The organism is Rhizorhabdus sp. GW822-FHT03C02 (assembly GCF_058801765.1).
The window spans coordinates 235,680-260,178 of record NZ_JBXANN010000007.1 but is presented as its reverse complement, the minus strand read 5'-3'; the positions used below and the strand labels follow the sequence as shown (position 1 = coordinate 260,178).

At 66.6% G+C, this 24,499-nt stretch carries 27 protein-coding genes; 24 read left to right on the top strand and 3 right to left on the bottom strand.

Going from position 1 to position 24,499, the window contains the following annotated elements; all coding sequences use genetic code 11:
* The first annotated feature begins 135 nt into the window (after positions 1-135).
* Entirely contained in the window at positions 136-1,077 is a 942-nt protein-coding gene (locus AC1RM6_RS18910; RefSeq protein ID WP_493104016.1) for a DUF7064 domain-containing protein, read from the top strand.
* 240 nt (positions 1,078-1,317) lie between these two features.
* Complete coding sequence (locus tag AC1RM6_RS18905; RefSeq protein WP_493104015.1) at positions 1,318-2,010, top strand: phosphotransferase-like protein; 693 nt, start codon at positions 1,318-1,320, stop codon at positions 2,008-2,010.
* Between the two features lie 3 nt (positions 2,011-2,013).
* On the opposite strand, the gene AC1RM6_RS18900 is transcribed toward AC1RM6_RS18905, so the two are convergent.
* Positions 2,014-4,341, bottom strand: a complete 2,328-nt coding sequence (locus tag AC1RM6_RS18900; RefSeq protein WP_493104013.1) for a TonB-dependent receptor — start codon at positions 4,339-4,341, stop codon at positions 2,014-2,016.
* 271 nt (positions 4,342-4,612) lie between these two features.
* Here AC1RM6_RS18900 and AC1RM6_RS18895 point away from each other — a divergent pair, with 271 nt between their 5' ends.
* Genes AC1RM6_RS18895 through AC1RM6_RS18880 form a run of 4 tightly spaced genes read left to right on the top strand, consistent with a single transcriptional unit; the run spans position 4,613 to position 11,432 of the window.
* Positions 4,613-6,619, top strand: a complete 2,007-nt coding sequence (locus AC1RM6_RS18895) for an autotransporter assembly complex protein TamA (protein ID WP_493104011.1) — start codon at positions 4,613-4,615, stop codon at positions 6,617-6,619.
* Positions 6,619-10,821, top strand: coding sequence for a translocation/assembly module TamB domain-containing protein (locus AC1RM6_RS18890; RefSeq protein WP_493104009.1), 4,203 nt, complete (start codon positions 6,619-6,621; stop codon positions 10,819-10,821). The genes AC1RM6_RS18895 and AC1RM6_RS18890 overlap by 1 nt, the downstream gene beginning before the upstream one ends.
* Before the next feature lie 48 nt (positions 10,822-10,869).
* Positions 10,870-11,118, top strand: coding sequence for a type II toxin-antitoxin system ParD family antitoxin (locus AC1RM6_RS18885; protein WP_493104007.1), 249 nt, complete (start codon positions 10,870-10,872; stop codon positions 11,116-11,118).
* Complete coding sequence (locus AC1RM6_RS18880) at positions 11,115-11,432, top strand: type II toxin-antitoxin system RelE/ParE family toxin (RefSeq protein ID WP_493104005.1); 318 nt, start codon at positions 11,115-11,117, stop codon at positions 11,430-11,432. Before AC1RM6_RS18885 ends, AC1RM6_RS18880 begins: the two co-directional genes overlap by 4 nt.
* A gap of 3 nt (positions 11,433-11,435) precedes the next feature.
* Here AC1RM6_RS18880 and AC1RM6_RS18875 read toward each other — a convergent pair whose 3' ends face one another.
* Together AC1RM6_RS18875 and AC1RM6_RS18870 are read right to left on the bottom strand one after the other, a co-directional pair.
* Positions 11,436-11,894, bottom strand: coding sequence for a DoxX family protein (locus AC1RM6_RS18875; protein WP_493104003.1), 459 nt, complete (start codon positions 11,892-11,894; stop codon positions 11,436-11,438).
* 121 nt (positions 11,895-12,015) lie between these two features.
* Positions 12,016-12,291, bottom strand: coding sequence for a BufA1 family periplasmic bufferin-type metallophore (locus AC1RM6_RS18870; RefSeq protein WP_493104001.1), 276 nt, complete (start codon positions 12,289-12,291; stop codon positions 12,016-12,018).
* 182 nt (positions 12,292-12,473) lie between these two features.
* Here AC1RM6_RS18870 and AC1RM6_RS18865 point away from each other — a divergent pair, with 182 nt between their 5' ends.
* From AC1RM6_RS18865 to AC1RM6_RS18780, 18 genes are all read left to right on the top strand, one after another.
* Positions 12,474-13,007, top strand: a complete 534-nt coding sequence (locus tag AC1RM6_RS18865; protein WP_493103999.1) for a sigma-70 family RNA polymerase sigma factor — start codon at positions 12,474-12,476, stop codon at positions 13,005-13,007.
* Entirely contained in the window at positions 13,007-13,651 is a 645-nt protein-coding gene (locus AC1RM6_RS18860) for a DUF1109 domain-containing protein (RefSeq protein WP_493103997.1), read from the top strand. Before AC1RM6_RS18865 ends, AC1RM6_RS18860 begins: the two co-directional genes overlap by 1 nt.
* A gap of 101 nt (positions 13,652-13,752) precedes the next feature.
* Entirely contained in the window at positions 13,753-14,031 is a 279-nt protein-coding gene (gene bufA2 / locus AC1RM6_RS18855) for a BufA2 family periplasmic bufferin-type metallophore (RefSeq protein ID WP_493103995.1), read from the top strand.
* 52 nt (positions 14,032-14,083) lie between these two features.
* Positions 14,084-14,929, top strand: coding sequence for an MNIO family bufferin maturase (gene bufB, locus AC1RM6_RS18850; protein ID WP_493103993.1), 846 nt, complete (start codon positions 14,084-14,086; stop codon positions 14,927-14,929).
* Entirely contained in the window at positions 14,926-15,690 is a 765-nt protein-coding gene (locus tag AC1RM6_RS18845; protein WP_493103991.1) for an HvfC/BufC family peptide modification chaperone, read from the top strand. The genes bufB and AC1RM6_RS18845 overlap by 4 nt, the downstream gene beginning before the upstream one ends.
* Before the next feature lie 61 nt (positions 15,691-15,751).
* Positions 15,752-17,611 carry an AsmA family protein gene (locus tag AC1RM6_RS18840; RefSeq protein ID WP_493103989.1) on the top strand — a complete coding sequence of 620 codons (1,860 nt, stop codon included), beginning with the start codon at positions 15,752-15,754 and terminating at the stop codon, positions 17,609-17,611.
* A 189-nt stretch (positions 17,612-17,800) separates the two neighbouring features.
* Positions 17,801-18,070 (top strand): RebB family R body protein, encoded by a 270-nt coding sequence (locus tag AC1RM6_RS18835; protein ID WP_493103987.1) that lies wholly within the window; start codon positions 17,801-17,803, stop codon positions 18,068-18,070.
* A 171-nt stretch (positions 18,071-18,241) separates the two neighbouring features.
* Positions 18,242-19,621, top strand: coding sequence for a flavin monoamine oxidase family protein (locus tag AC1RM6_RS18830; protein WP_493103986.1), 1,380 nt, complete (start codon positions 18,242-18,244; stop codon positions 19,619-19,621).
* Positions 19,622-19,707: 86 nt separating this feature from the next.
* Positions 19,708-20,094 (top strand): hypothetical protein, encoded by a 387-nt coding sequence (locus AC1RM6_RS18825; protein ID WP_493103984.1) that lies wholly within the window; start codon positions 19,708-19,710, stop codon positions 20,092-20,094.
* A 38-nt stretch (positions 20,095-20,132) separates the two neighbouring features.
* Entirely contained in the window at positions 20,133-20,900 is a 768-nt protein-coding gene (locus AC1RM6_RS18820; protein WP_493103982.1) for a hypothetical protein, read from the top strand.
* Between the two features lie 49 nt (positions 20,901-20,949).
* A complete protein-coding gene (locus tag AC1RM6_RS18815; protein ID WP_493103980.1) occupies positions 20,950-21,225 on the top strand; it encodes a RebB family R body protein in 276 nt (91 codons plus the stop codon).
* A 62-nt stretch (positions 21,226-21,287) separates the two neighbouring features.
* Positions 21,288-22,049 carry a trypsin-like serine peptidase gene (locus AC1RM6_RS18810; RefSeq protein WP_493103978.1) on the top strand — a complete coding sequence of 254 codons (762 nt, stop codon included), beginning with the start codon at positions 21,288-21,290 and terminating at the stop codon, positions 22,047-22,049.
* Between the two features lie 347 nt (positions 22,050-22,396).
* Positions 22,397-22,684, top strand: coding sequence for a RebB family R body protein (locus tag AC1RM6_RS18805; RefSeq protein ID WP_493103976.1), 288 nt, complete (start codon positions 22,397-22,399; stop codon positions 22,682-22,684).
* A 119-nt stretch (positions 22,685-22,803) separates the two neighbouring features.
* On the top strand, positions 22,804-23,073 hold the full coding sequence (locus tag AC1RM6_RS18800; RefSeq protein ID WP_493103974.1) for a RebB family R body protein: 270 nt from the start codon (positions 22,804-22,806) through the stop codon (positions 23,071-23,073).
* Between the two features lie 56 nt (positions 23,074-23,129).
* On the top strand, positions 23,130-23,396 hold the full coding sequence (locus tag AC1RM6_RS18795; protein ID WP_493103972.1) for a RebB family R body protein: 267 nt from the start codon (positions 23,130-23,132) through the stop codon (positions 23,394-23,396).
* Between the two features lie 48 nt (positions 23,397-23,444).
* The gene (locus tag AC1RM6_RS18790) at positions 23,445-23,780 is read left to right on the top strand and encodes a RebB family R body protein (protein ID WP_493103970.1); all 336 of its coding nucleotides are present in this window, start codon (positions 23,445-23,447) and stop codon (positions 23,778-23,780) included.
* Positions 23,781-23,852: 72 nt separating this feature from the next.
* On the top strand, positions 23,853-24,059 hold the full coding sequence (locus AC1RM6_RS18785; protein WP_493103968.1) for a RebB family R body protein: 207 nt from the start codon (positions 23,853-23,855) through the stop codon (positions 24,057-24,059).
* Positions 24,059-24,499: RebB family R body protein (locus AC1RM6_RS18780; protein WP_493103967.1), on the top strand; the 441-nt coding region annotated here is incomplete at its 3' end. The genes AC1RM6_RS18785 and AC1RM6_RS18780, both read left to right, overlap by 1 nt.

Here is a 24,499-nt window from a genome sequence, read left to right as displayed (position 1 = left end):
CGCGCGCTGATCGGCAAATGAGGGTTCGTCGTCAGGCAAAGCGGCCGTGCGAGGATTGACCTAGAGGATTCTCCGGCAGGTCTGGATGCGGTTGCATCGCCCCTGCCGACACGACCATGAAAGGCCGAATGCTCGATGCCGACCCCCGTGCTGCCGGCCCCCGACCGCTTCTCCGACGCGCGCGATGACAATCCCTATTGGAACGAGAGCGTGTGGTTCTCGCTCAACAAGCCCGACGAGAAGATCAACGGCATCATCCATTATTATTTTCGCCCCAATATGGGGATGCTCAACGGCGGCCCGATCCTGTGGCAGCCCGATCGCACCTGCTTCTGGAACTGCCTCTATTTCGACTGGGCGCATCTCCAGGCGATGCCCGAAGGGGCGGCCAAGTTCGACATGGTCGCTGCCAATTCGCTGTCGTGCCGGGTGATCGAGCCTCTGCGGCGCTATGCGATCGGCTATGACCGCGAGGGGCTGACGATGGACCTGTCGTGGGAGGCGATCGGGCCGCTCCACGAGCTGGAGGCGACCCATTCGGTCCAGGAGAAGAATGCGCGCTATCATCTCGAACAGCCGGGGCGGATGACGGGGACGATCATGCTCGAAGGCCGGACGATCGCGATCGACTGCCTGTCGATGCGCGACGCCTCGTCGGGCCCGCGCACCTATGACCGGATCGCGTCGGGCAGCTATTTCTGGGGCATCGCCGAGACGCGCTGCTTCCATGCGATCACGATGGGCGAGGGGCCGGTGCGCGCGATCATCGGCGGCTTCGTCTGGAAAGGCGGGGCGATGGCCAGCCTGGTGTCGGGCACCCGCACCGCGCTCGACTATGGCCGCTATGGCCCCAGCCGGGTGCGGGTCGAGGCGGTCGACACGCTCGGCCGCGAACTGGTCGTCGACGGCCGGGTGGAACAGGGGCTGATCCACACCGGCTACACCACCCACACGGTGGTCTGGTCGCTCACCGAATGGGCCTGGGATGGGGAGACCCATTGGGGCGAACATCAGGAATTCTGCTCGGCGCGCAAATTCCGCAAGATCGCGCGGGGCGAACTGGCGCTGGGCCAATGAGGGCGGTCGGATCAGGTGTCGGGCGAAGCCAGCAGATCCTCCCTGCGCGAAGCGTGGGGAGGGGGACCAGCGGAGCTGGTGGAGGGGTTCTCCGACTTCGACCCGAAGGCCTGCGGCGATGTTCCGCATAACCCCTCCACCGCCCTGCGGGCGGTCCCCCTCCCCAAAGCTGCGCTTTAGGGAGGATCGGCAAGGTTCAACCCGGCGTGCAAATGCCGTAGGCCAATGAAGGAGAGAGGTGTGGCGGGACAGATCATCATCGTGAGCGGCACCTCGGGGTCGGGCAAGTCGACCGCCGCCGAGCTGCTGGCGAAGCGGTCGGGCGACTTCTGGCTGCTCTATGGCATCGACCATTTCATGGCGGGGAGCTTCCCCGCCCAGTTCGGCCATCATGGCACGCGGTCGCGCGAGGGGGTCCATGCCCATCCGGTCGATCCGGACGATCCCGACGGTCCGCTGCGCTGGAGCTTCGGGCCGAAGGGGCTACAGGCCTTCGCCACGCTGCATGAATGGGTCGCTTCGGCCTCGCGCCAGGGCTGCAACATCATCCTCGACCATCTGATGATGCGCGATCCGCCGATCATCCAGGATATCGTCTGGCGGCTGAAGGACCTGCCGGTGCTCTTCGTCTCGCTCAAATGCCCCTATGACGTGCTGCTCGACCGGATCGCCAACCGCACGATGGACAAGAAGATGCCGATCGACCTGCTTGGCGAGGATGCGGTGCGCAAGATCGTCGACCGGCTCGACCGGCTGCGGCCGTGGTTCTACGAGGCGGTCTACGCCAACGACATCTACGATCTCGAGATCGACACGGTTGAAAACCCGCCCGAGCGGGTCGCCGCGCTGATCGAACAGCGGCTGGCGGAAGGGCCGGGCACCGCGTTCGACCGGCTCCGCGCGCTTTACGCGGAGCCGGTCGAGACGGTCTGAGGCTTAGAACTTGGCGCCGAGCGACAAGCCATAGGTGGTCGGCTGCGCCCAGACGCTGCCGATGCCGAGCGTGTTGAACAGCACCTGGCTGCGGTAGCGCTTGCCGGTGACATTGTCGCCGAACACCGCGACCGTATAGCGCTCGCTCGGATCGACCCACTGCGCGCGCAGCGCGAGCACCTCATAGGCCTTCTGCTTGAACTGTTCGGACGGGTCGAAATAGAAGGACGACGAATAATAGAGGTTGCCCGACAGGGTCAGCCGTCCGCCGCCGAGGTCGAGGCCATAGCTGGCGCCGGCATTGGCGGTGAAGTCGGGCGCGCGCTGCATGTGCAGGCCCGAGGCGTCGGTGGTGGTCTGGGTCAGCGAGCCCGGCCCGATCGCGCCGCACGCCATCGCGCTGGTCGCAGGCGCGGTCGGATCGCAATAGCTGTAATAAGGCGCGTTCTTGAACGACTTGTAGCGGGCATGGGTCCAGGCGGCGCCGCCGGTCACGGTGAAGGCCTGGCTCAGTCTGTAGCGCGCCTGCGCCTCAAGGCCGTAAATCTCCGAGGAGGCGGCGTTGCGGATCTGCGCGGCGCCGTTCTGGTAGCTCGACACCTGCAGGTTCTTATAGTCGTAATAATAGCCGGCGAGGTCGACCGACAGCGCGCGGTCGCCATATTTATAGCCGACCTCATAGGCGTTGATCTTCTCGGGCTTGACCGGCACCGCCGACAGCCCGCCGACATTGAGGATGCCCGCCTTGTAGCCGCGGGTGAACGAGGCATAGACGCTCGACTGGTCGCTCGGCTTGTAGCGCAGCACCGCGCGCGGGGTGAAGCTGTCGTTCTTGAGCGTCTTGACGAAGATCTTGGTCTCGGGAAGCAGGCCGGCGGTCGAGATCGGCGCGCCGGTCGGCCCTTCATATTGGGTGGTGGTGAAGTTGGTCTTGAAATAGGCGTCGGCGACGATGTCGTGGCTGAAACGCCCGCCGACCGTCAGGAACAGCTTGTCGTTGAGCTCGTAGGTCGCGTCGGCGAAGGCGGCGACCGACTTGGTGAAGGTGCTCGATCCGCCGAAGTCGAGGAAGGGCGAGCTGGCGAACGAGGCGTCGACGTCCCAGGTGTCGCGGACCTGGAAATAGTTGAGGCCCGCGGTCCATTGCAGCCGCGATCCGGCGTGCGAGTTGAGCACGAACTCCTGCGAGAAGGTCTTATCCTCGGGGCCGATATAGATATAGAACAGCCCCAGCGCCGTCGCGTCGAGATCGCCCTTGTTCGGGGTGAAGTCGTGCCGATACTGGGTGTAGGAGGTCAGGTCGGCGATGCCGAGATCGGCCTTGATCGTTCCCTGGATCACGTCCGAATTGGTCTTGAAGCTCACCTTGTCGGTCATCGCCACCTGGTTCGGGCTGGTGGCGTAGGTGCCGGTCGGCGCGAAGCGGTAGATCAGCGGCAGCCCCTTCGAGCTCGACGTCCCGTAGATCGCCTGGCCGGCGGGCGAGACCTTGCTGAAGAAGCCGGCCTGGCCGCTCTTGTCGACATAGGCGTTGACGAGCTGCGGGGTGGGATCGTCGGTTTCCGAATGGGTATAGCGCAGCAGCACCGAGACCGCGTCCGACAGCTCGGCCTTCACGCCGGCGCGGAACGACCAGTTCTCGTAGCGGCCGATATGGTCGTTGCCGTCGAGGACGTTGGTCTGGAAGCCGTCGCCGCGGCGATAGAGCCCCTCGACGTCGAGCGCGACCTTGTCGGTCAGCCCGAAGGTCGCATAGCCCTGCGCGGTCACGCTGTTGAAGCGGCCGTACGAGACCTTGGCTTCGGCGGCGGTGTCGGTGCTCGGATCGGCGGTGGTCACCAGGATCGCGCCGCCGGTGGTGTTGCGGCCGAACAACGTGCCCTGCGGGCCTTTGAGCACCTGGATGTTCTGGACCTTCATCAGCTGAAAGTCGTTCACATAGCTGTTCGACTGGAAGAAGCCGTCGACATAGATGCCGACGTTCGGGCCGCCGCCCGAGGTGGTGATCGCGGTGCCGACGCCGCGGATCGTCGGCTGGCTCGACGCGCCCTGGTTGTCGAAGCGCAGGCCCGGGGTCAGCTTCACCGTGTCCGACAGCTGGTTGACGTTGGCGACCGCCAGCTGCTCGGCGCCGAGCGTGGTGACGGTGATCGGGACGTCGCGCGAGGCCTCGGTGCGGCGCTGGGCGGTGACGACGATCTCGTCGTCGGTGGCGGTCTGGGGCTCGGTCTGCGGGGCGTCGGCGGTCTGCGCGGAGGCGAGCGCGGGAAGGAGCAGGGCCCCGATCAGCGCGGCGATCGAGGTCCCGGCGCGAAAGCTGCTGGCTGTCATAATATCCTCCACCTGTATCATTTTCGGGCTGTGATAAGTCCCGGATTTCGCCCGATCAAGCCCGCCGGTTGAGCGACCGCCCGGGCGATGCCGTCGCGCGCCCTGTGCCGCAACCGATGGGCGGCGACTTGACCGATCCCGACAAATCCGCCGCCACAGCCGACGGCCCAAAAATTTCGCGAATGGGGGAACCTCGGCCGGGTTGAGTGTTTTGACCTTGCGGAAGCGTCCGCGACCGGCAACGGCCGGCGGGGCGCGTCGAGGGGGTTTCTTGATCAAAGCTGTTCGAATATTCGCATGGAGCGCAAGCCTGGGTCTTGCGACGGCGCTCCACGCCCAGGCGACTCCCGACGATGCGCTGCTGAGCGATCCCGCGTTCGAAGCGAGCCTGCCGCCCCTCGACCAGACCGCGGCACCGGCGATATCCGCGCCGGCCGCCGAGCCCGCCGACGATCCCGAGCTGGCGAGCCCGCTGCCCGCGATCGCCGCCTTCGACACCACCCCGCCGCCGGCGACCAAGGCCGATGACGACGAGAAGGCGGCGAAGATCCGCTATGGGCTGGTGTTGCAGGGGCTCAAACCGGTCGGGCTGGAAGATGATTTCCGCGCGCTGTCGGCGCTGCTCCAGCATGGCCGCGACGCCGCCAACGCCGCCCAGGTCTCGGCGCGCGCCGACGAGGATGTGAAGCTCGCCGAGCGGCTGATGCGGTCGGAGGGCTATTATGATGCGATCGCGAGCGCGGCGATCGACACGCTGCCCAATGCCACCAACAGCCTGACGGTGACGCTGAGCGCGACCCCGGGACCGCGCTACACGCTCGGCACGATCGCGATCACCGGCGCCGCGCCGGAGCCGACCGGCTATGCCAGCGAGGCGCTGGCGCTCAAGACCGGCGATCCGATCGACGCCGCCGATATCCAGAGCGCCGAGGCCAAGGTCGCGCTGCGGCTGCCCGAGCGCGGCTATCCGTTCGCCAGCGTCGGCCAGCGCGACATCCTGCTCGACGAGCGCGACCATCATGGCGATTACAGCCTGCCGCTCGATGCCGGCCCCAAGGCGCGGTTCGGGGCGATCCGCACCGAGGGCGATCCGGTGTTCACCCCCGAGCATCTCACCGTGATCAGCCGCTTCGACAAGGGCGAGCTCTACGACAGCCGCCAGGTCGACGACCTGCGCCAGGCGCTGATCGCGACCAGCCTGCTGTCGACCAATGCGATCGAGCCGGTGAAGACCGGCGAGGTCGGCGCCGACGGCATCGAGACGGTCGACATCCTCGTCCGCCAGACCAAGGGGCCCGCGCGCCAGCTCGCCGCCAGCGCCGGCTATGGCACCGGCGAGGGGATCAAGCTCACCGGCTCGTGGACCCACCGCAACCTGTTCCCGCCCGAGGGCGCGCTGACCGTCGAGGCGGTCGCCGGCACCCAGCAGCAGAGCCTCGGCACCACCTTCCGCCGGTCGAACGCCGGCCAGCGCGACCGCAGCTTCGCGCTCGGGGCCTCGGTCGCGCGCGAGAATTTCGACGCCTACAACGCCCAGACGCTGACCCTGTCGGGGAGCCTGTCGCGGCAGAGCACCCCGATCTTCCAGAAGCGCTGGACGTGGAGCCTGGGCGGCGAGCTGATCGCCACCCGCGAGACCCCGTTCGACAAGACCAGCCTCGACCGCGACCACAGCACCTACCTGATCGCGGCGCTGCCGCTGCAGGTCGGCTATGACCGCTCGGACAGCCTGCTCGATCCGACCAGGGGCTTCCGTCTGTCGGGGCGGCTCAGCCCCGAGACCCAGAAGCGCACCGGCGGCGGCTTCGACGGCTATGCGCGGCTGCTCGCCGAAGGCAGCGTCTATTATCCGGTGACCGGATCGATCGTGCTCGCCGGCCGCGCCCGGCTGGGATCGATCGTCGGCGTCGCCCGCGACGATATCGCGCCGTCACGGCGGCTCTATGCCGGCGGCGGCGGATCGGTGCGCGGCTTCGGCTATCAGCAGCTCGGCCCGAAGGACGCCAATGGCGATCCGGTCGGCGGGCGCTCGCTCACCGAATTCGCGGTCGAGGCGCGCTACCGCTTCGGCGACTATGGCATCGTCCCTTTCTTCGACGCCGGCCGGGTCGGGCAGGGGGTGACCCCGTCGATCGGCCATATGCGCTACGGCGCCGGCATCGGTGCGCGCTACTACACCAATTTCGGGCCGTTCCGGATCGACATCGCGACCCCGATCGACCGTCAGCCCGGTGAATCGAAGATCGCGCTCTACATCTCGATCGGGCAGGCCTTCTGATGGCCGACGATCTCCCCGAGCCCGCCGCCACGCGTTCGCGCTGGATCGGCGTCGCGAAGTGGGTCGGCATCGTCCTCGCCGGTATCGTGCTGCTGGCGACGCTGGTCGTGATGGGGCTCGACACCAGCCCCGGCCGCCGCTTCCTCGCCGACCGCATCGCCGGTTACCAGACCGAGGCAGGGCTGCGGATCGGCGTCGGCCGGATCGACGGATCGCTTTATGGCCGGATGACGCTGCGCGGGCTCGAGTTGCGCGACACCAAGGGGGTGTTCCTGCGCGCGGCCGAGGTCACCCTCGACTGGCGGCCGTTCGCCTATCTGCGGCAGAGCAAGGTCGACATTCGCGAACTCGCCTCGCCCGAAATCCGCCTGCTGCGCCGGCCCGAGATGAAGCCGACGCTGTCCGATCCGAACGCGCCGCTGCTGCCCGATATCGACGTCGCGATCGGCAAGGTCGCGATCGACCGGATCGTGATCGAGCCGCCGGTCACGGGCACGCGCCATGTCGTCCGGCTGGCGGGTTCGGCCGATATCGCCGCGGGCCGCGCGAAGCTCGACCTCGACGCGCGCACGGTAGGGAGCGGCGGCGGCGATGTCCTCCATGTCCGGCTCGACGCGGTGCCCGACGCCAACCGGCTGCTGATCGACGCGCGGCTCGATGCCCCGGTCGGCGGGCTCGTCGATGGCTTTGCCGGGCTCGGCAAGCCTTTGTCGTTCGCGGTGACGGGCCGCGGCGACTGGGCGGACTGGACCGGTCGCGCGACCGGCCGCACCGGAGCGGCGGCGCTCGCCGACCTGGCGATCACCGCGCGCAACGGCCGCTTCACGGTCAAGGGCGATACCGTCCCCGGGGCGATCCTGACCGGACCCGCCGCGCGGCTGACCGAGCCGAAGCTGGCGATCGACCTGGCGGCGACGCTGGCCGAGCGCAAGATCGACCTGCGCCTCGCCGCGCGATCGACGGCGGCGACCCTCGACGCCGCCGGCCTGCTCGATCTCGGCCAGAACCGCTTCGGCAGGCTGCGGGTGAACGCGGCGCTGATCGAGCCGGGCGCGATCGCCGCCAATGTCCGCGGCCGCGACGTCCGGCTGGCCGCCACCCTCGACGGCCCGTTCGGCACCCCGACGATCGACTATCGGCTGTCGGCGGCGTCGATCGGCTTCGGATCGATGGGCGTCCAGGGGCTGAACGCCGCCGGGCGCGCGACCCTCGATGCCAACCATATCGCGATCCCGCTCAAGGCGACCGCGCGCGCGGTGACCGGGCTCAACGCCGCGGTCGGCGGGCTGCTGGTGAACGTCGCGGTCGACGGCGATCTCGCCTGGTCGAACGGCCGGCTGTTGTCGGACAATCTGCGGATCCGATCGTCGAAGATCGACGCCACCGCGATCATCCTCGCCGATCCCGCCAAGGGCCGCTACACCGGCGCGATCAAGGGCCGGGTCAATGATTATCGGATCGACGGGCTCGGCCGGATCAGCCTGACCACCGATGCGAAGCTGGTGCCGGGGCCGAAGGGCGGTTTCGGGGTGCGCGGGGTCGTCCGGGTCGTCACCCGCAGCCTCGATGTCGCCGGCGTGCGCGATCTGCTCGGCGGCAATGCGGTGACCACCGCGCGCTTCGGCTTCGACGAAAATGGCCGCGCCTCGCTGACCGGGCTGCGGCTGGTCGCACCCGCCTTCCGGATCACCGGCGGGCAGGGCAGCTACGATATCGACAGCGGCCGGATCGCCTTCGCGGCCAAGGCGGTCTCGAAAGCCTATGGCCCGTTGGCGGTGACCGGTTCGGGCACGCTCATACGGCCGCTGGTGCGGCTGCGCGCCGAGCGGCCGGGCTTCGGCGTCGGGTTGCGCGCGGTCGAGGCCGAGCTGCGCGGGGTCGCCAATGGCTATGCGATCAAGGCGACCGGGCAATCGGCCTATGGCCCGTTCACCGCCGACCTGCTGCTGCGCAGCGGCAAGGGGCCGATCGCGATCGACATCCGCAAGGCGAGCTTCGCCGGGGTCGATTTCGCCGGCAGCCTCGTCCAGACCCCGGCCGGGCCCTATGCCGGCACGCTGACCCTCGCCGGATCGGGGCTCAACGGCAGCGTCAGGCTGTCGGCGGCGGGCGCCGACCAGCGCGCCGATTTCGATATCGCCGCCAACGCGGCGCGCATCCCCGGCGACGTGCCGATCAGCATCGGCCAGGGCAGCATCAAGGGCAGCGCGATCCTCACGCCGCGCGGCCCCACCGCCACTGGCCGCTTCGCGCTGAGCGACGTGCGGCAGGGAGAGGCGAGCCTGTCGCGCGCGCAGGGCCGGATCGATTATCGCGACGGCGCCGGCAAGGTCGCGCTGGTGGCGAACGGCCGCTACGGGGTGCCGTTCGACGTCGCGCTGCAGGCGGCGTTGGCGCCGACGCGGATCGTCGCCAATGCCAAGGGCAGCGCCAACGGCATCGCCTTCCGGCTCGGGGCGCCGGCGGTGGTGACGAAGAGCGGCGCCGACTGGCTGCTGAGCCCGGCGACTTTGGTGGTGCCGCAGGGCCAGGTCGAACTGAGCGGCCGCTATGGTGCCGCGACCAGCCTCCATGCCAGACTCGCCAATATGGATGTCGCGATCGTCCAGGCGGTGCTCCCCGGGCTCGGGCTCGGCGGGCGCGCGACCGGGACGATCGACTATGCGGCGACCGCGGACGATGCGGTGCCGACGATCCGCGCGCGGCTCGATATCGCCAAATTCACCCGCACCGCCGCCTATGTCGTGTCCGAACCGGTCGACGTCGCGATGCTAGGTACGCTGGGCGGCGCGGGCGGCGACGTCCGCGCGCTGATCCGCCGCGGCGGCGCGATCGTCGGGCGGATGCAGGCGAAGCTCGCCCCGCTCGGCGAGGGCGCGACGCTGTCCGACCGGCTGTTCGCGGCGCCGCTGTCGGGCGGGATCCGCTATAATGGCCCGGCCGATATATTGTGGACGATGACCGGGATCGCGGGCCAGGAGGTCAGCGGTCCGGTCGCGGTCGCCGCCGATTTCGGCGGGCGGCTCGACCAGCCGACGGTGACCGGCATCGTCCGCTCGAACGCGCTGCGTTACGAGAACGAGACCTATGGCACCGTGATCTCAGGCGTCGCGCTCGACGGCCGTTTCACCCAGTCGCGGCTCGAGATCGCCTCGCTGACCGGCAAGGCGGGCAGCGGCAGTCTCAGCGCGAGCGGGACGATCGGGCTCGATGCCGCGAGCGGCTTCCCGATCGACCTCAAGGCGACCCTCAAGCGCGCCCAGCTCGCGCGCAGCGACGCGCTCGGCGCGACGGTGTCGGGCAGCATCGCGATCACCAACAGCAAGGTGGGCGGGGCGCTGATCAAGGGCGACCTGACGATCCCCGAGGCGCGCTACCAGATCATCCGCCAGGGCGCCGCCGAGGTCCCCGAGCTGACCGGGGTGCGCCGCCGCACCGATGTGATGAACGCGTCCGCCAAACCGGCGGAGAGCGCGGTGCCGAGCAACTGGAAGCTCGACGTCCGCATCCGCGCCGACAACAAGATCTTCGTCAGCGGCATGGGGCTCGAGGCCGAATGGGCGACCGACCTGCGCGTCGGCGGCACCGCGCGCGATCCGCGGGTGACCGGCACCCTGTCGGTGGTGCGCGGCACCTACAGCTTCGCCGGGCGCCGTTTCGACCTCGCTGAGGATGGCGAGGTGCGGTTCGAAGGCGGGCCGGTCAACGATCCCCAGCTCGATCTGTCGGCGACCACCACCGTCGAGGGGGTGACCGCCAAGATCGTCATCGGCGGCCATGCGCTCAACCCGCAGGTCAGCTTCACCTCGACCCCGACCCTGCCGCAGGACGAGGTGCTGTCGCGGCTGCTGTTCGGATCGTCGGTGACCAACCTGTCGCCGACCCAGGCGATCCAGCTCGCCGCCGCGCTCAATTCGCTGCGCGGATCGGGTGGCGGGCTCAACCCGCTCGGCAAGCTGCGCTCGGCCTCGGGGATCGACCGGCTGCGCGTGCTCGGCGCCGACAAGACCGCCGGCCGCGGCACCGCGCTGGCCGCCGGCCAATATATCTCGAACGACATCTATGTGGAGGTGATCACCGACGCCCGCGGCTTCACCGCCACCCAGATCGAGGTCGCGCTGTCGAAGGCGCTGAGCGTGCTCAGCCAGACCGGCTCGTTCGGCGGATCGAATGTGAGCCTGCGCTATTCGAAGGATTATTGAGCGAGAGCCATTATTCATATATGCTGAAATTGAATAATGGAGATGCGCATGGCGACCACCAGCCTCAGCCTTGGCGAGCATTGGGAAAGCTTCATTCGCAATGAGGTGGCGAGTGGCCGCTATGGTTCGGCCAGCGAGGTCGTACGCGATGCGCTGCGCACGCTTGAAGAGCACAAGGCGCGGGTCGATGCCTTGCGCAGCCATCTCGCCGAAGGCGCGGAGCAGGCAAGGCGCGGCGAGTTCGTCGAAGATTATAGCGCCGATCGATTGATCGCCGTCCTGGATGGCGAGGGGTGACACAAGGTTTTCGGATCACGCCTCGCGCCTTCGAAGACCTGAAAAATATCGGACGATATACGCTTCGCCAATGGGGGCGGGGTCAGCGGGACGCCTATCTGCGCGGCCTAGACGCGCGCTTTGCCTGGCTGTCCAAAAACCCCGCTCTCGGCCGACGTCGCGACGAGATTGCCGGCGGTTACCGAAGCTATACCCATGAGGCGCACGTCATATTCTACCAGATCAGCGATGGCGGCATCGACATCATCGGCGTGCCCCATCAGGCGATGGATCTGTCGCGGCATTTCATTTCCGAAGATGGATCGGATCACTGACTTTCACGCGCCGGTCCGGACCAGTGCACGCTTGAGCAGATGGTCGATCGACACCGCCCCGCCGCCCTTGGCGATCAGCGGCAACAGCAGGCCCGCCCAGCTCAGATGGGTCGGCCAGGCGTCGGGATAGACGAAGACCTCGATCACCGTCGTCATGCCGAGCAGCGCGATCGCGGCGGGGCGGGTGCCGAGGCCGAGCACCAGCAGGATCGGCCAGAGATGCTCGGACCAGGTGGCGGCGTGGGCGGCGACCACCGGATCGACCAGCGGCAGGGCGTAATCCGTGCGGAACAGCTCATAGGTGCCGTCGGTGATGGTCAGCAGGCCCTCGACCTTGGTCCGGCCCGACAGGAAGAAGATCGCGGCGATGCCGAGGCGCGCGACGAGCAGCAACAGGCTTTCGGGCAGCAGCCGTCGGGCCAGGCGCGACGCGCCCAGATAGAGAGAGATCGGCGATGGCATCTCGTGTCTCCAGGATGTGATCCGCGCGCCACCCCGCCGCAGGCGGGGCTTGCGGGTATGGCGCGCGGGTCGGCCGGCCGGGGGCAGGGCCGGCCACGGGGTGGGAAAGACGAGGTCTGCTTCACGCCTTCGGCGTCAGCGAACCCATGCCCTTCGGCGTCTTGATCGTCGTGCAGCTGCCCTTGGCGACATATTTCCAGGCGTCGCCCTGATAATTGGCGTGGCTGGTGCCCGCGCAGCTGGTGCCGGCGCCGGCCTTGCAGTCGTTCTTGCCGGCGAGCGCGACGCCATAGCATTTCTCCATCGGCTTGGCGCCGGCGGTGTCCGGGGCGGCGGCGACCGCGGAGGCGGAGAGGCCGAGCGCCAGGGTCGCGGCGATGGCGGCATAGTTGGTCATGCGAATATCCTTCCTGTGATCGATGAGCGCGATGCCGCGGCTGTCGTGCGGCTCACGGAAGGCCAGTTCGCCGGAGCGTCCCGCGCGGTTACATCCTGTGCCGACGCTATTTATTTCGCGCCCGCGCCCGTGCGGCGTAACCTTTGCGCGGCCCGACGCGAATGCGTGACGGGGAGCGCAGGATGCGAGCAAGCGAAGATCAGTTGAAAGCCTGGATGATCGGCGGCCTCGACGGCGATGCCGGCGCGCACGCTTCGCTGCTTCGCGCGCTCGTGCCGATGCTCCAGGCCTTTTACCGGCGCCGGATGGGCGCCAGCGACGATGTCGAGGATCTTGTGCAGGAAACGCTGATCGCGGTGCATGGCCGCCGCGCCACCTATGACCGCAACCGGCTGTTCACCGGCTGGCTGTTCGCGATCGCGCGCTACAAGATGATCGACCATTTCCGCCGCGCGAAGGTCCATTGTCCGATCGAGGATGTCGACGACATGGTCATCGCCGAAGGGTTCGAGGATGCGAGCCTCGCCCGAATGGACATCGATCGCCTGCTCGGCGGACTGCCGCCCAAGCAGGCGGCGGCGATCCGCCGGACCCGGATCGATGGCGACAGCATCGCCGACCACGCCGCCGAAGCCGGGATCGGCGAGTCCGATGCCAAGATATCGATCCACCGCGGCCTCAAGGCGCTGGCGGCGCGCGTGAAGGGACTGGGCTGATGGATACCGAGATGCTCATCGCCTCGCTGGCACGCGACGTGAAGCCGGTCCCGCGCGGATCGGTCGGTCGACGGATCGCAATCGGGATCGGCGCGGGCGCGGTGATCACCGTGGCGATCGTCGGCGCCTGGTTCGGCTTCCGCCACAATTGGGCCAGCGTGCTGGGCGGCTATCATTTCTGGGTGAAGTGGCTCTACACGGTCTCGCTCGGGTTCGGGGCGATCGTCGCGACCACCCGGCTGGCGCGACCCGATCCGCGCCCGGTGCCTTATCTCTGGCTGCTGCTGGCAGCGCCGGTCGCGCTGCTCGCGATCATCGGCGTCGCCGAAATGATGCGGGTGCCGTCGAGCGACTGGCTGGCGATGTGGCTGGGCAGCAGCTGGCGCCATTGCTCGCGCAACGTGCTGATCCTCGCGCTGCCGATCTTCGCCGGGCTGCTCTGGTCGTACCGGCGGCTCGCGCCGACCCGGCTGCGGGTGGCAGGCGCCGCGGCGGGATTGGCGGCGGGCGCGTTCGGTGCCGCGCTCTATTGTCTCCATTGTCCCGAGGTCTCGGCGATCTTCGTGCTGACCTGGTACACGCTGGGGATCGGCGCGATGACGCTGATCGGGGCGCTGCTCGGGCCGAAGCTGCTGCGCTGGTAAGTTTATTCGGCTGCCGGCCGGGTTGAATGTAACCGTGCGCGGGCGCGCTGCGAACTCCCTCATGCCATTCCGGCGATGAACCTATCTGGGAGATTGATATCATGACGAATATCCAAAACGGCGCGAAGTCGATGATGAGCGTGGCCGCCACCGCCGCGCTGCTCGCCATCGCCGCGGCCTCTTCGGCGCCGGCCTCGGCCGCGGGCGCCAGCGCCAAGCTGGTGCATTGCTATGGCGTCAATACGTGCAAGGGCACGTCGGACTGCAAGACCGCCAGCAACGACTGCAAGGGCCAGAACAGCTGCAAGGGCCAGGGCTTCAAGGAGATGTCCGAAAAGGCCTGCGCCACCGCCGGCGGCAGCCTGACGATGCCGAAATAAGTCCGACCATGGCCCGGCCCAGTGCGGCCGGGTCAGCTCCTATGAGGTTGCGATGCCTGTTTCGTCCTTTTCCGGTTTCGGCCTCGGTCTGCGCAAGGACCATTATCGCGATATCCTCGAGGGCGATTTGCCGCTCGATTTCGTCGAGGTGATTTCCGAAAACTACATGATCGACGGTGGACGCCCGCGTGCCATCGTGCGCCGGGTGCGCGAGCGGCTGCCGGTGGCGCTGCACGGCGTGTCGATGTCGGTGGGATCGGCCGATGGCGTCGACCGCGCCTATCTGCGGCGGTTGCGCGCGCTGGTCGACGAGATCGACCCCCTGTTCGTGTCGGACCATCTGAGCTGGACCCGCATCGAGGGCCATAGCGCGCATGATCTGCTGCCGCTGCCCTATGACGAGGAGGCGCTCGAGATCGTCTGCGCCAATATCGATATCGCCCAGCACGAACTCGGCCGCGCGATGCTGATCGAAAATCCGTCGAGCTATATCGCCTTCGCCGGCACGGCGATGACCGAATGGGAATTTCTCGGCGCGGTCTGTGCCCGCACCGGCTGCGCGCTGCTGCTCGACCTCAACAATATCTTCGTCAGCGCCGTCAATCATGGCTTCGATCCGATCGTCTATATCGACAGCATGCCCGCCGACCGGGTGCGCCAGATCCATCTCGCCGGGCATAGCCGGGGGCAGAGGGCGAATGCGGGCATGCTGATCGACACCCACGACGCCCCGGTCTGCGACGATGTCTGGGCATTGTACCGGCACGCGATCGCCCGGGTCGGCCCGGTCGCGACGATGATCGAGCGCGACGATGCGATCCCGCCGATCGGTGACCTCATCGACGAACTGGCCATCGCGCGGCGCATCGCCGCGGCCGATGAAAGGCGGGCGGCATGAGCCTGCTCGCGTTACAGCGCGACATGCTCGGCTGGCTGGCCGATGCGTCCGAAGATGCCGCGGATCGGATCGCGATGGCCGCAGCCGACGAGCGGGCCGCCAGGGCCGGTCTCGGCATCTATCAGAACAATTACCGCGCCCAGCTTGTCGCCTGCCTGTCCGAGGGCTTCGAACGGGTGCGGCTCTGGATCGGCGAGGAGGCTTTCGCGGTGGCCGCCGCGACCCATGTCGACCGGACGCCGCCGGCGGGCTGGACGCTCGACGCCTATGGCGCGGATTTTCCCGAAACGCTGGCCCGTCTCTATCCCGACGATCCCGAAATCGCCGAGCTCGCCCGGCTCGATCGGGCGCTCGCCGATGCCTTTGTCGGCTCCGACAGCGCAGTAGTCGATCCGACGGCGCTGGCGTGGGTCGACTGGGACGCCGCGCGGCTGACATGGGTGCCGACCTTGCGGGTCGACGTCGTCACCACCAACGCGCCGGCGATCTGGTCGGCGCTGTCGGCGGGCGCGATGCCGCCGGCAGCCGCATCGTTGTCCGATCCGGCATGGCTGCTGATCTGGCGGCAGGATTTCGTCGCGTGCTTCCGCGCGATCGATCGCGCCGAACGCCTGGCGCTCGTGCAGATCGGCGAAGGCGAGAGTTTCGGCATGGTCTGCGCCGCGTTGGTCGAGGCGCATGGCGTCGACGACGGCATCGCGCTGGCGAGCGGCATGTTGTCGCGGTGGATTGCCGACGGGCTGATCGCCGCGGTCGTATAGTCGCCGCACCCGAAAAGCCTTTTGCGCGTTGTGTCGCCACAACCGACAGGACGAGGCGATATTGCAGGCAATCGGCAGCGCGGCCCGGCGCAGGATCATCATCGGCGCGGCGATCATCGGCGGAGTGCTGGCATCGCTGCTCCTGCTGCTCGCCGCCTTCCCCTGGGGTGTGACAAGGCCGCTCGCCGAACGCGCGCTGTCGCGACAGTTCGGGCGGCCGGTGACGATCGCGACGATGGCGCGTGCCGACCATTTCTCCTTCCATCCGGTCATCCGCGTCGGCGGCCTGCGCATTCCGCAGGCGGGCTGGGCCGGAACGGGCGACCTGATCCGGATCGACCGTGCGACCGTGCGGCTTGCCGCGCTGCCGCTGCTGATCGGCCGGTTCCGGCCCGACAGCGTCGCGATCGACGGCGCGGCGATCGATCTGGTCCGCGATGCCCAGGGCCGTGAAAGCTGGCGCAACGGGCCGAAGCGCGACGATGGCGGCGATGGCGGACGGCCGCATCTCGGCGACCTCAGCGTGCGCAACGTTTCGCTCGCCTATCGCGATGCCAAGCGGCAGCGCGACGTCGCGGCGCGGCTGGCGATCGATCCGGTCCAGGGCCTGCGCCTCGACGGCGACGGCCATGTCCGCGGCACCCCGGTCCGCGTGTCGGTGCGTGGCGCGAAGCTCGTCGAAGGGCGCTGGCCGTTCCGCGCGGCGATCACCGGGCCCGCGCTGACGATGCGCTTTGCGGGAACGATGGATCATCCGCTCGACATCGGCCATCTCGACGCGACGGTGAGTGCGCGCGCCGCCAATCTCAACCTGGTCGATGCGATCGTCGAGGCGGGGCTGCCCCGGACCCAGCCGGTCGATCTGCGCGCGACCGTCCGCCGCGACCGGCCCGATTGGCGGGTGACGAAGCTCAGCGGGACGATCGGCCGCTCGGCGGTCGCCGGTGAGGCAACGATCCGCAAGCGCGACGGACGCCACCTGATCGACGCCACCCTGAACAGCGCGCGGTTCGATTTCGACGACCTGTCCGATGCCGAGGGGCGCGCGCGGGCGGCGGCCAAGCGCGCGCTGTTCGGCCGGCGGCTGGTGCCCGATACCGCGATCGACCTCGACAATGTCGCGCGCACTGACGGCACGCTCAGGGTCCATGTCGCGCAATTGCTCTGGGCTGGCCCGTCGCCGTTCCGCTCGCTCGACGCGGTGCTCAAGGTCGATCACAAGCGGCTGACGATCGCGCCGCTGCGGCTCGGGTTGATCCACGGGACGATGGCGGGGCCGGTGACGGTCGAGCAGCGCAAGGACGGCGATCCGGTGCTCACCACCGACCTGCACCTCCAGGGCGCGCGGCTGAACGATTTCGTGCCCGATGCCGGGATCGACGGGCGGATGGACGGCGTACTGCGGCTGGCGGGCCCCGGCCGCACCGTGCGCGCCGCGATCGGCCGGTCGACGGGCGCGGTCGCGATCGTCGCGCGCGACGGGCTGTTGCCCGCGCGCACCGCCTCGCTGCTCGGCCAGGATCTGGCGCACGGCCTGTTCGGCGGCAAGGACCAGCAGGCCGAACTGCGCTGCGTCATCGCCCGCTTCGACGTGCAGGGCGGCACCGCCCGGCCGGCACCGCTGCTGATCGACACGTCGCGCGCGCAGAGCCGCTTCGCCGGCAGCATCGCGCTGGCCGACGAGCGGATGGCGCTGACGATGCGCGGCATTCCCAAGGCGAAGACCGCGCTGCGGCTCGATGGTGAGATCGGGGTCGGCGGGACGATCAAGGCGCCCGATATCAGCCTGCCCGGCAAGGGCGGCGCGGCGGGCGCGCTGCTCAGGAGCGTCGGCCGGCTGTTCGGCGGCGATGACGGCCCGGTCGCGGGCGATGCCGACTGCGACGCGCTCGCCGTGCGGGCTCTGGGCATGGCGCGGTAGGCCGACCCCGCAAACGCCCGTTACTGCGTGAATTCGTCGGTATCGCCGGTCGCCCGTCGCCGATTTGCGCGGTTAGGCGGCATATTCCGTCGACCAGCCCAATCCGCCGTCGGGGCGGTCGATTATCCTCGCCGTGTTCCGGGCGATCCATCCGATCGACGCAACGCACATATCGAGGAGGAATGAACGATGGCTTTCCCGACATCCGTCAATGACCAGATCACCGACTCCGTTTCTCAGGCCAACACCAAGGTGCTGGGCGATGCGCCGGCGATCGCGATGGGCAATCTCTACCAGGCGACCGCCCAGGCGCTGGCCAATGCCGCGCACAACGCCACCAACGCGCAGCAGCAGAGCTATGTGATCGCGCAGTCGGCGACGACGATGGGCGTGGCGACGCTCTATTCGATCGACACCGCGTCGACCGGCATCGCCACCAAGAGCATCCTGTCGAGCTGATCGGGCGGCATCTCGATGCCGAACGAGGCGGGGGCCCTGCCCCCCGGGCCCCCGCCGACGATCGCGTGATCGCACCGTGACGACGTGCCGATGCGGCGGCGGTGGATGCCCGGGCGAACCGGGATCGCATGATCCGCCGCCGGCCACCGGATTTTTCGAGGAGCATCCCGAATGCCGATGAAGATCGCGATCGTGGGAGGCGGCTGCGCCGGCCTGGCCGCCGCCGGCCGCTTCCTCGAAAAGGCCGAGATCGAAGTGGTCCTGGTCGAGGCCGCGCACCGGCTCGGTGGGCGCGCGTGGACGTCGGATGCCGATGGCCTTCCCGTCGATCTTGGTCCGCAGTTCATCCAGGAACCCGAATATAACCCCTGGTACCGGATCATGGTCGCGCTCGGTCGCGGCTACAGGCAGCCCGACGTCAAATACCGGTTTCGGGTCCATGACGGGGCCGGCTGGAGCGATGCGCTCAACCCGCCGGGCACCGCCTTTTTCAACGATGTCATCGAACGCGGATATCGGGAGGCGGCGGTCCTCGACAACAAGGCGCCGCTCGGCGTCTATCCCGGCGACGATCAATATGTCGGTCTCGCCCTGGGATCGAGCGGCTATGGCGCGATCGCCGAGTCCGCCGAGCCCTGGCAATATGTCGCCGGCGACAATGCGCGCCAGGCCGATCCGGACATGCAGTCGGTGAACGACGATCCGCGATACCGGAACGACGGCGTGACGAGCAGCGACAATATCTATGTCGATGGCGGGTTGGGCAAGCTGGTGAGCGATTTCGCCGACAGCCTTCGCGATCGCCAGGACGGCCGCTTCACGGTCGGCCTCGATACCGTGGTCAAGGCGATCCGGTCGACGGCCGAGGGCGTGGAAATCGTCACCAATGCCGACAGCATCATCGCGGCCAATTATTGCATCGTCACGGTGCCGTGCAGCGTCATCCCGCAGATCAGCTTCGATCCGCCGCTGTCCTATGAACGCACCGTCGCCAACGGCTATATCCAGCTCGGGTCGTACAAGAAGGTCGCCTTCCGCCCGACGCAGTTCCCGCGGGTCGAAGAGGAAGACGATCAGTGGATCGATGCGATCGCGACCGAGACCGAACATTATATCTACGACGGCGACGCCAAAGGCTGTTGGCAATATTTCAGACTGCCCAGCGACGACGGGATCCTGATCTGCGTCGCCGCCGGCAATTTCGCGGCCAGGCTCGATGGGGTGACGCCGTCGCAGGCGATGGAGATGGTGCAGCGGCTGCTCGCGCAGGCCTATCCCGGCGGCGACTTCACGCCGCAAAACGGCAACTACATGGTCACGAACTGGTCGGCGCAGCCGCATATCCGCGGCGCCTATTCCTACACGCGCTACGATGGCGGGCCCGCGGACGATCCGACCGCGCTCGGTGCGCGGCCGAAGATCGCGCAGCCGCATTACCGGATCCATTTCGCGGGCGAGGCCAGCTGGCTCCCCGAATATGGCACGATCGCGGGCGCCTATAAGTCCGGGGTGCGGGCGGCAGAGGAGATTTTGAGCCTTATCGGCCTGTGATCGCCATCCGGCCGCCTCGGCTGCCGGCGAACCGGGCGGGGTGATGGATAGGGGGCCATTGCCCTCTCTTGCACGGGACTGTTGCAATGTCGGGAAAGTCGATTCCGGACCTCATCGAGGAAGCGCTCATCCCGGGTTTCGCACTGGCACATCATCGCCGCGCGATCGTCGCGTGCGATGATGATGCGGGCGCCGATGGTGGCGAAGGCGATGGCGAAGAAAACCGTCGGGCGAGGTTACGCGCCGAACGCACCCGCCATGTCGCCGAGATGTTCCGGATCGTGTCGCAGGAGCCCTACTGCATGACCTTCCCCGATTTTCGCTGCGATGTCGGACTGGGGTCTGGCCGGGCCGATTTGGCGGAAGCGAGGAGGGGCACCTTTGTTCGTGTCCGCGCTCGCACCGGTTTTGGTGAAATAAGTATGCTGTTATGTAAAGAAATTAAATTGGATAATATTAAAAAAACAAATTAAATTTCATTTTATTATTATAATTATTGGAGAATTTTATTATGTCAAAAATATTAAATATATTATCAAATCTTGAAAATAAAGCTGAGGGTTATGCAAGGTTGCCTGGAGGGGGAGAGCTGATCGATGATATGGGAGGCCAGTGGAGTCAGTCTGAAACGGTCGAGCAATCGGCAAAAAGAAATAACATTAAATATAAAAATATAACTAGCACAAATATCGTAAAATTATCAGCGAAAGCAAACATAATTCTCGGAAGTGCAAAAGATGTATTGGAAAAAATCACAGAATATATTCCGTCGGTTGTAGAAATTTCGTCGGCCATATCTCCTATTCCGTTATCGGCTATATCTAAATCCATAATGGCTTCAAAAAGCGCGATAGCGATATTGAGTACTTTGGATAAAATAAATCAGCTAAAATATTTATTAGAATTTAGCGATTCAGAGATAAAGGCAAATATTTCTAATATCTCAAATGAAGAGATGGAGGTGTCTAGGGCAATTCAGTATATAATCGCAAAAAAAACTAAAAAATATTACAGATTATTGATTGGAGTCGTTCCAGGGGTGTCGAATTTATCTACCTTGCAAAAATTCGGAAAATTCGCCCAAAAAACGATATCCGGAACAAAGGGAAAAAATAGAAAAATATATTCAAAAATTATTCATAGAAATGCGAGGCTTGATAACGAAATTGCTGCTAGTGTAATTTTCATATTATTCGACAACGATGAAAATGTAGCTAAGGTTATTATAGATGGTGTGGATGGTGACAATTATATTTTCGAAAAAATAGCGTCGACGTAGAGGTGGGGTTCGACAGATTTTGGTGACTGCTCTCTGAAAGGACCGAGCAATGCCCGTTCCCATGACCGTCAACAGCCAGATTACCGATGCGGTGACCCAGGGCAATGTCCAGCAGCTCGCGGTGTCGCCGGCGGTCGCGGTCGGCAATCTGTTCCAGGCGCTAGCCCAGGCGATGGCCAATGGCGCGCATAATGCGGTGTCGGCGCAGCAGCAGATCTATGTGACCGCCCAGGCCGCCGCGACGATGGGGGTCAGCCTGATCTTCTCGGTCGATACCGCCGCGACCGTTCCCACGCCGCCGGCCAAGCCTGCCGCCGGCGGTTGACGCCATCCGGCCCCTTGCGCCGGGTCGCGGACCATCGGCGATCGCGATCAACGGAGGACGCCATGCTCGGAAAAATCGTCAACGATGCCGGGAAATTCCCATATGATTGCGTCGGGCTGCTCGAGATCGAGCTCGCCGACGGGCGGATCATCCATGGCAGCGGCGCGCTGATCGATTGCCAGCATGTCGTGACCGCGGGGCATCGCATCAAGTTCGACGGCGCGCTGGCGCGGCGGGCGGTCTTCTACCCGAAATGCAATGGCGGGGTGCCGATCCCCGGCGTCCGTGCGCGACACGGCTTTCTCAAGTCGAATTTCGCGAAGTCCGCGACCCCGGCCTGGGATATCGGCGTCTACCGGCTGATGGCGCCGATGCCGGCGCTCGCTTATGGCATGGTGCCGGCTTATGCCGAGCAGAAGCTGGGCGCCGCCACCGCCGCCGCCTGGCGCTATTTCGCGCCGGTCGCGCAGCCAGGCCCGGAGGGGTTGATCGGCGCGAAGGTGAAGATTTGCGGCTATCCCGAAGCGGCCGGCCCGATCATGCGCAAGCAGAGCTATGAGGTGGCCGCGGTGGAGATCGCGCGGAACATGCTCAGCTATGCCGGGGACAGCGGCCCCGAGGTGAGCGGCGGCCCGATCTTCGCGACGCGGCGGACCGCGGACGGTACCCGGCTGGCCGATCTGATCGGGGTCCATGGCGGCATGTCGTTCGACGAGGCCGACGATTTCACGGGCACGCTGATCACCCCGGCGATCCGGCAATTCCTGGTCAGCGCCTGCACCGTGAAGAGCGGGATGCCCCACTTCGTCCTGCAGATCCAGTAGGGGTGGGCGGCGGTCCGCCGCGGCGATCGGGCCGATCCGCGGCCAGCCGCGATCGCCCGCACCCGGCTGCCCCATATGCGATCCCGAATTCCGAAGATGATGGCGTATCCTCGATCGATGGGCTCGGGGGATCCGCCATCGTTGCGATAGCGAGCCGCCGCCTTTCAGCTATGTCCTTGTATCATTTGCACGGATTTCGCGTGCGATCGTCGATCCCACCGCAATTTCCGTCATCGCCACCCGAAAAACCATCGTTTCGCCCAATCGCCGACCGGCCGACCGGCCTATCGTGACGCTGTTCCCGGGCAGTCTGCGGATCGCCCGCGACATCAGCAGGAGAATGGACGATGGCTTTCCCGACGTCGGTCAACGATCAGATCACCGATTCGATCACCCAGGCCAATACCAAGGTGCTGGGCGATGCCCCGGCCGTGGCGATGGGCAATCTCTACCAGGCGACCGCGCAGGCGCTGGCCAATGCCGCGCACAATGCGACCAACGCCCAGCAGCAGAGCTATGTCACCGCACAGACCGCGACGACGATGGGGGTCGCCACGCTCTATTCGATCGACACCGCGTCGACCGGCATCGCCACCGAGGACATATTGAAGACCAAGGTCGCCGGACTCGGCTGATCATGCCGTCCGTCGCGCGCCGGACCGCTTGCCGCCTCTCGGGCGCCGTGGCCGCAGCGGCATAATCGGGCGGTCGATCAGCTTCCCGTTCCCAGGTCTCCCAACACGAGGATCATGACATGGCTTTCCCGACATCGGTCAACGACCAGATCACCGACTCCGTTTCCCAGGCCAACACCGAGGTGCTGGGCACCGCGCCGGCGATCGCGATGGGCAATCTGTTCCAGGCGACCGCGCAGGCGCTGGCCAATGCCGCGCACAATGCGACCAACGCCCAGCAGCAGAGCTATGTCACCGTCCAGTCGGCGACGACGATGGGCGTGGCGACACTGTTCTCGATCGATACCGCCAGCACCGGCATTGCGACCAGCGACATATTGTCGAGCTGATCGCGCCATCCGGGCGCAACTGGCCGATCGCCACAGCCGCATGAGGATTTCGACCCATGGCCTTCCCGACCGCCGTCAACGACCAGATCACGGATACGGTGACGCAGACCAACGTCCAGGTGCTGGCGACCGCGCCCGCGGTCGCCATGGGCAACCTCTATCAGGCGACCGCGCAGGCGCTCGCCAATGCCGCGCACAACGCGACGATGGCGCAGCAGCAGATGTATGTCGCGGCGCAGGCCGCGACCACCACCGGCGTGGCGTTGCTCTATTCGCTGGGCACCGCGTCGGACGGCAGCGCGACCAAGAAGATCCTGGGGTGATGACGGCCCGGACATTCCCTTTCATCGACGACTGAAGGAGCGAACATCATGTCTTTTCCCACACAGCTCAACGATCAGATCACCGACTCGATCACCCAGGTCAACACCAAGGTGCTGGGCGATGCCCCGGCCGTGGCGATGGGCAATCTGTTCGTCGCGACCGGACAGGCGCTGTCCAACGCCGCGCACAATGCCACCAACAACCAGCAGCAGAGCTATGTCACGATGCAGGCATCGACGACCCAGTCGGTCTCGACGCTGTTTTCGATCGACACCGCCTCCGACGGCATCGCGACGCGCGATATCTTCAGGAGCGGGCTCGTGAAGAAGAAGTCGGGTGTCACCATCAACAAGGTGACCGGCAAATATATCTCGATCCCCTGATCGTGACGAGTGGCGGGTGACGATGCCACCCCGGCCGTAGTCCTGCTTTGATCGCCACCCGGACGCTCGGCCGTGGTTGATACAGGAGCGTCGGTTTCGGTCCTGATCGAAGTCGGCGAGGCGCCGGACGTCGCGATGGCGATGACCTATCTGGCGCTTGCCGGCAGCATCGGTCTGGTGATGAGCAACGCCGCCGCCACTCAACAGCGCGGCCAGCTGATCGGCGAGGCGGCGCTCGCCCAGGTGCTGGCGCTCATTCTTGCCAAGGGAGGTAGCTGATGGCCGATGGTAGCGTGAACGACCAGATCCTCGACGCGGTCTCCGACGTGGTGACGATCGCCAGCGGCACCGCGCCGGCCCAGGCCTTCGCGATGCTCGATGCCGTGATGGCGGAAACGCTGGGCATGGCGATGTACAACGCGGTCAACCGCCAGCAGGGTTCGAGCATGGTCGGGGCCGCGGCGGTCACCGCCGCCTGCGCGAAGATGCTGGGGGTGCCGTTCCCGGTCCCCCCCAAGCCCGCACCGCCGCCCACCCCGCGCGCTGTCGTCAATCCGCTGCCGCCGGTGCCGTCGTCGCCGGCGGCGGCGATCGCCGCCGCCGCGGCGGAGGCGCAGCAGGCGATCGACACGCTGCTGCTCGAGGAGTCGATGGCGACGGCGGAAGCGGAGAGCGCGCGCGAAAGCCTTGCGGCGCTGGCGGCGGCGAGCACCACGCCG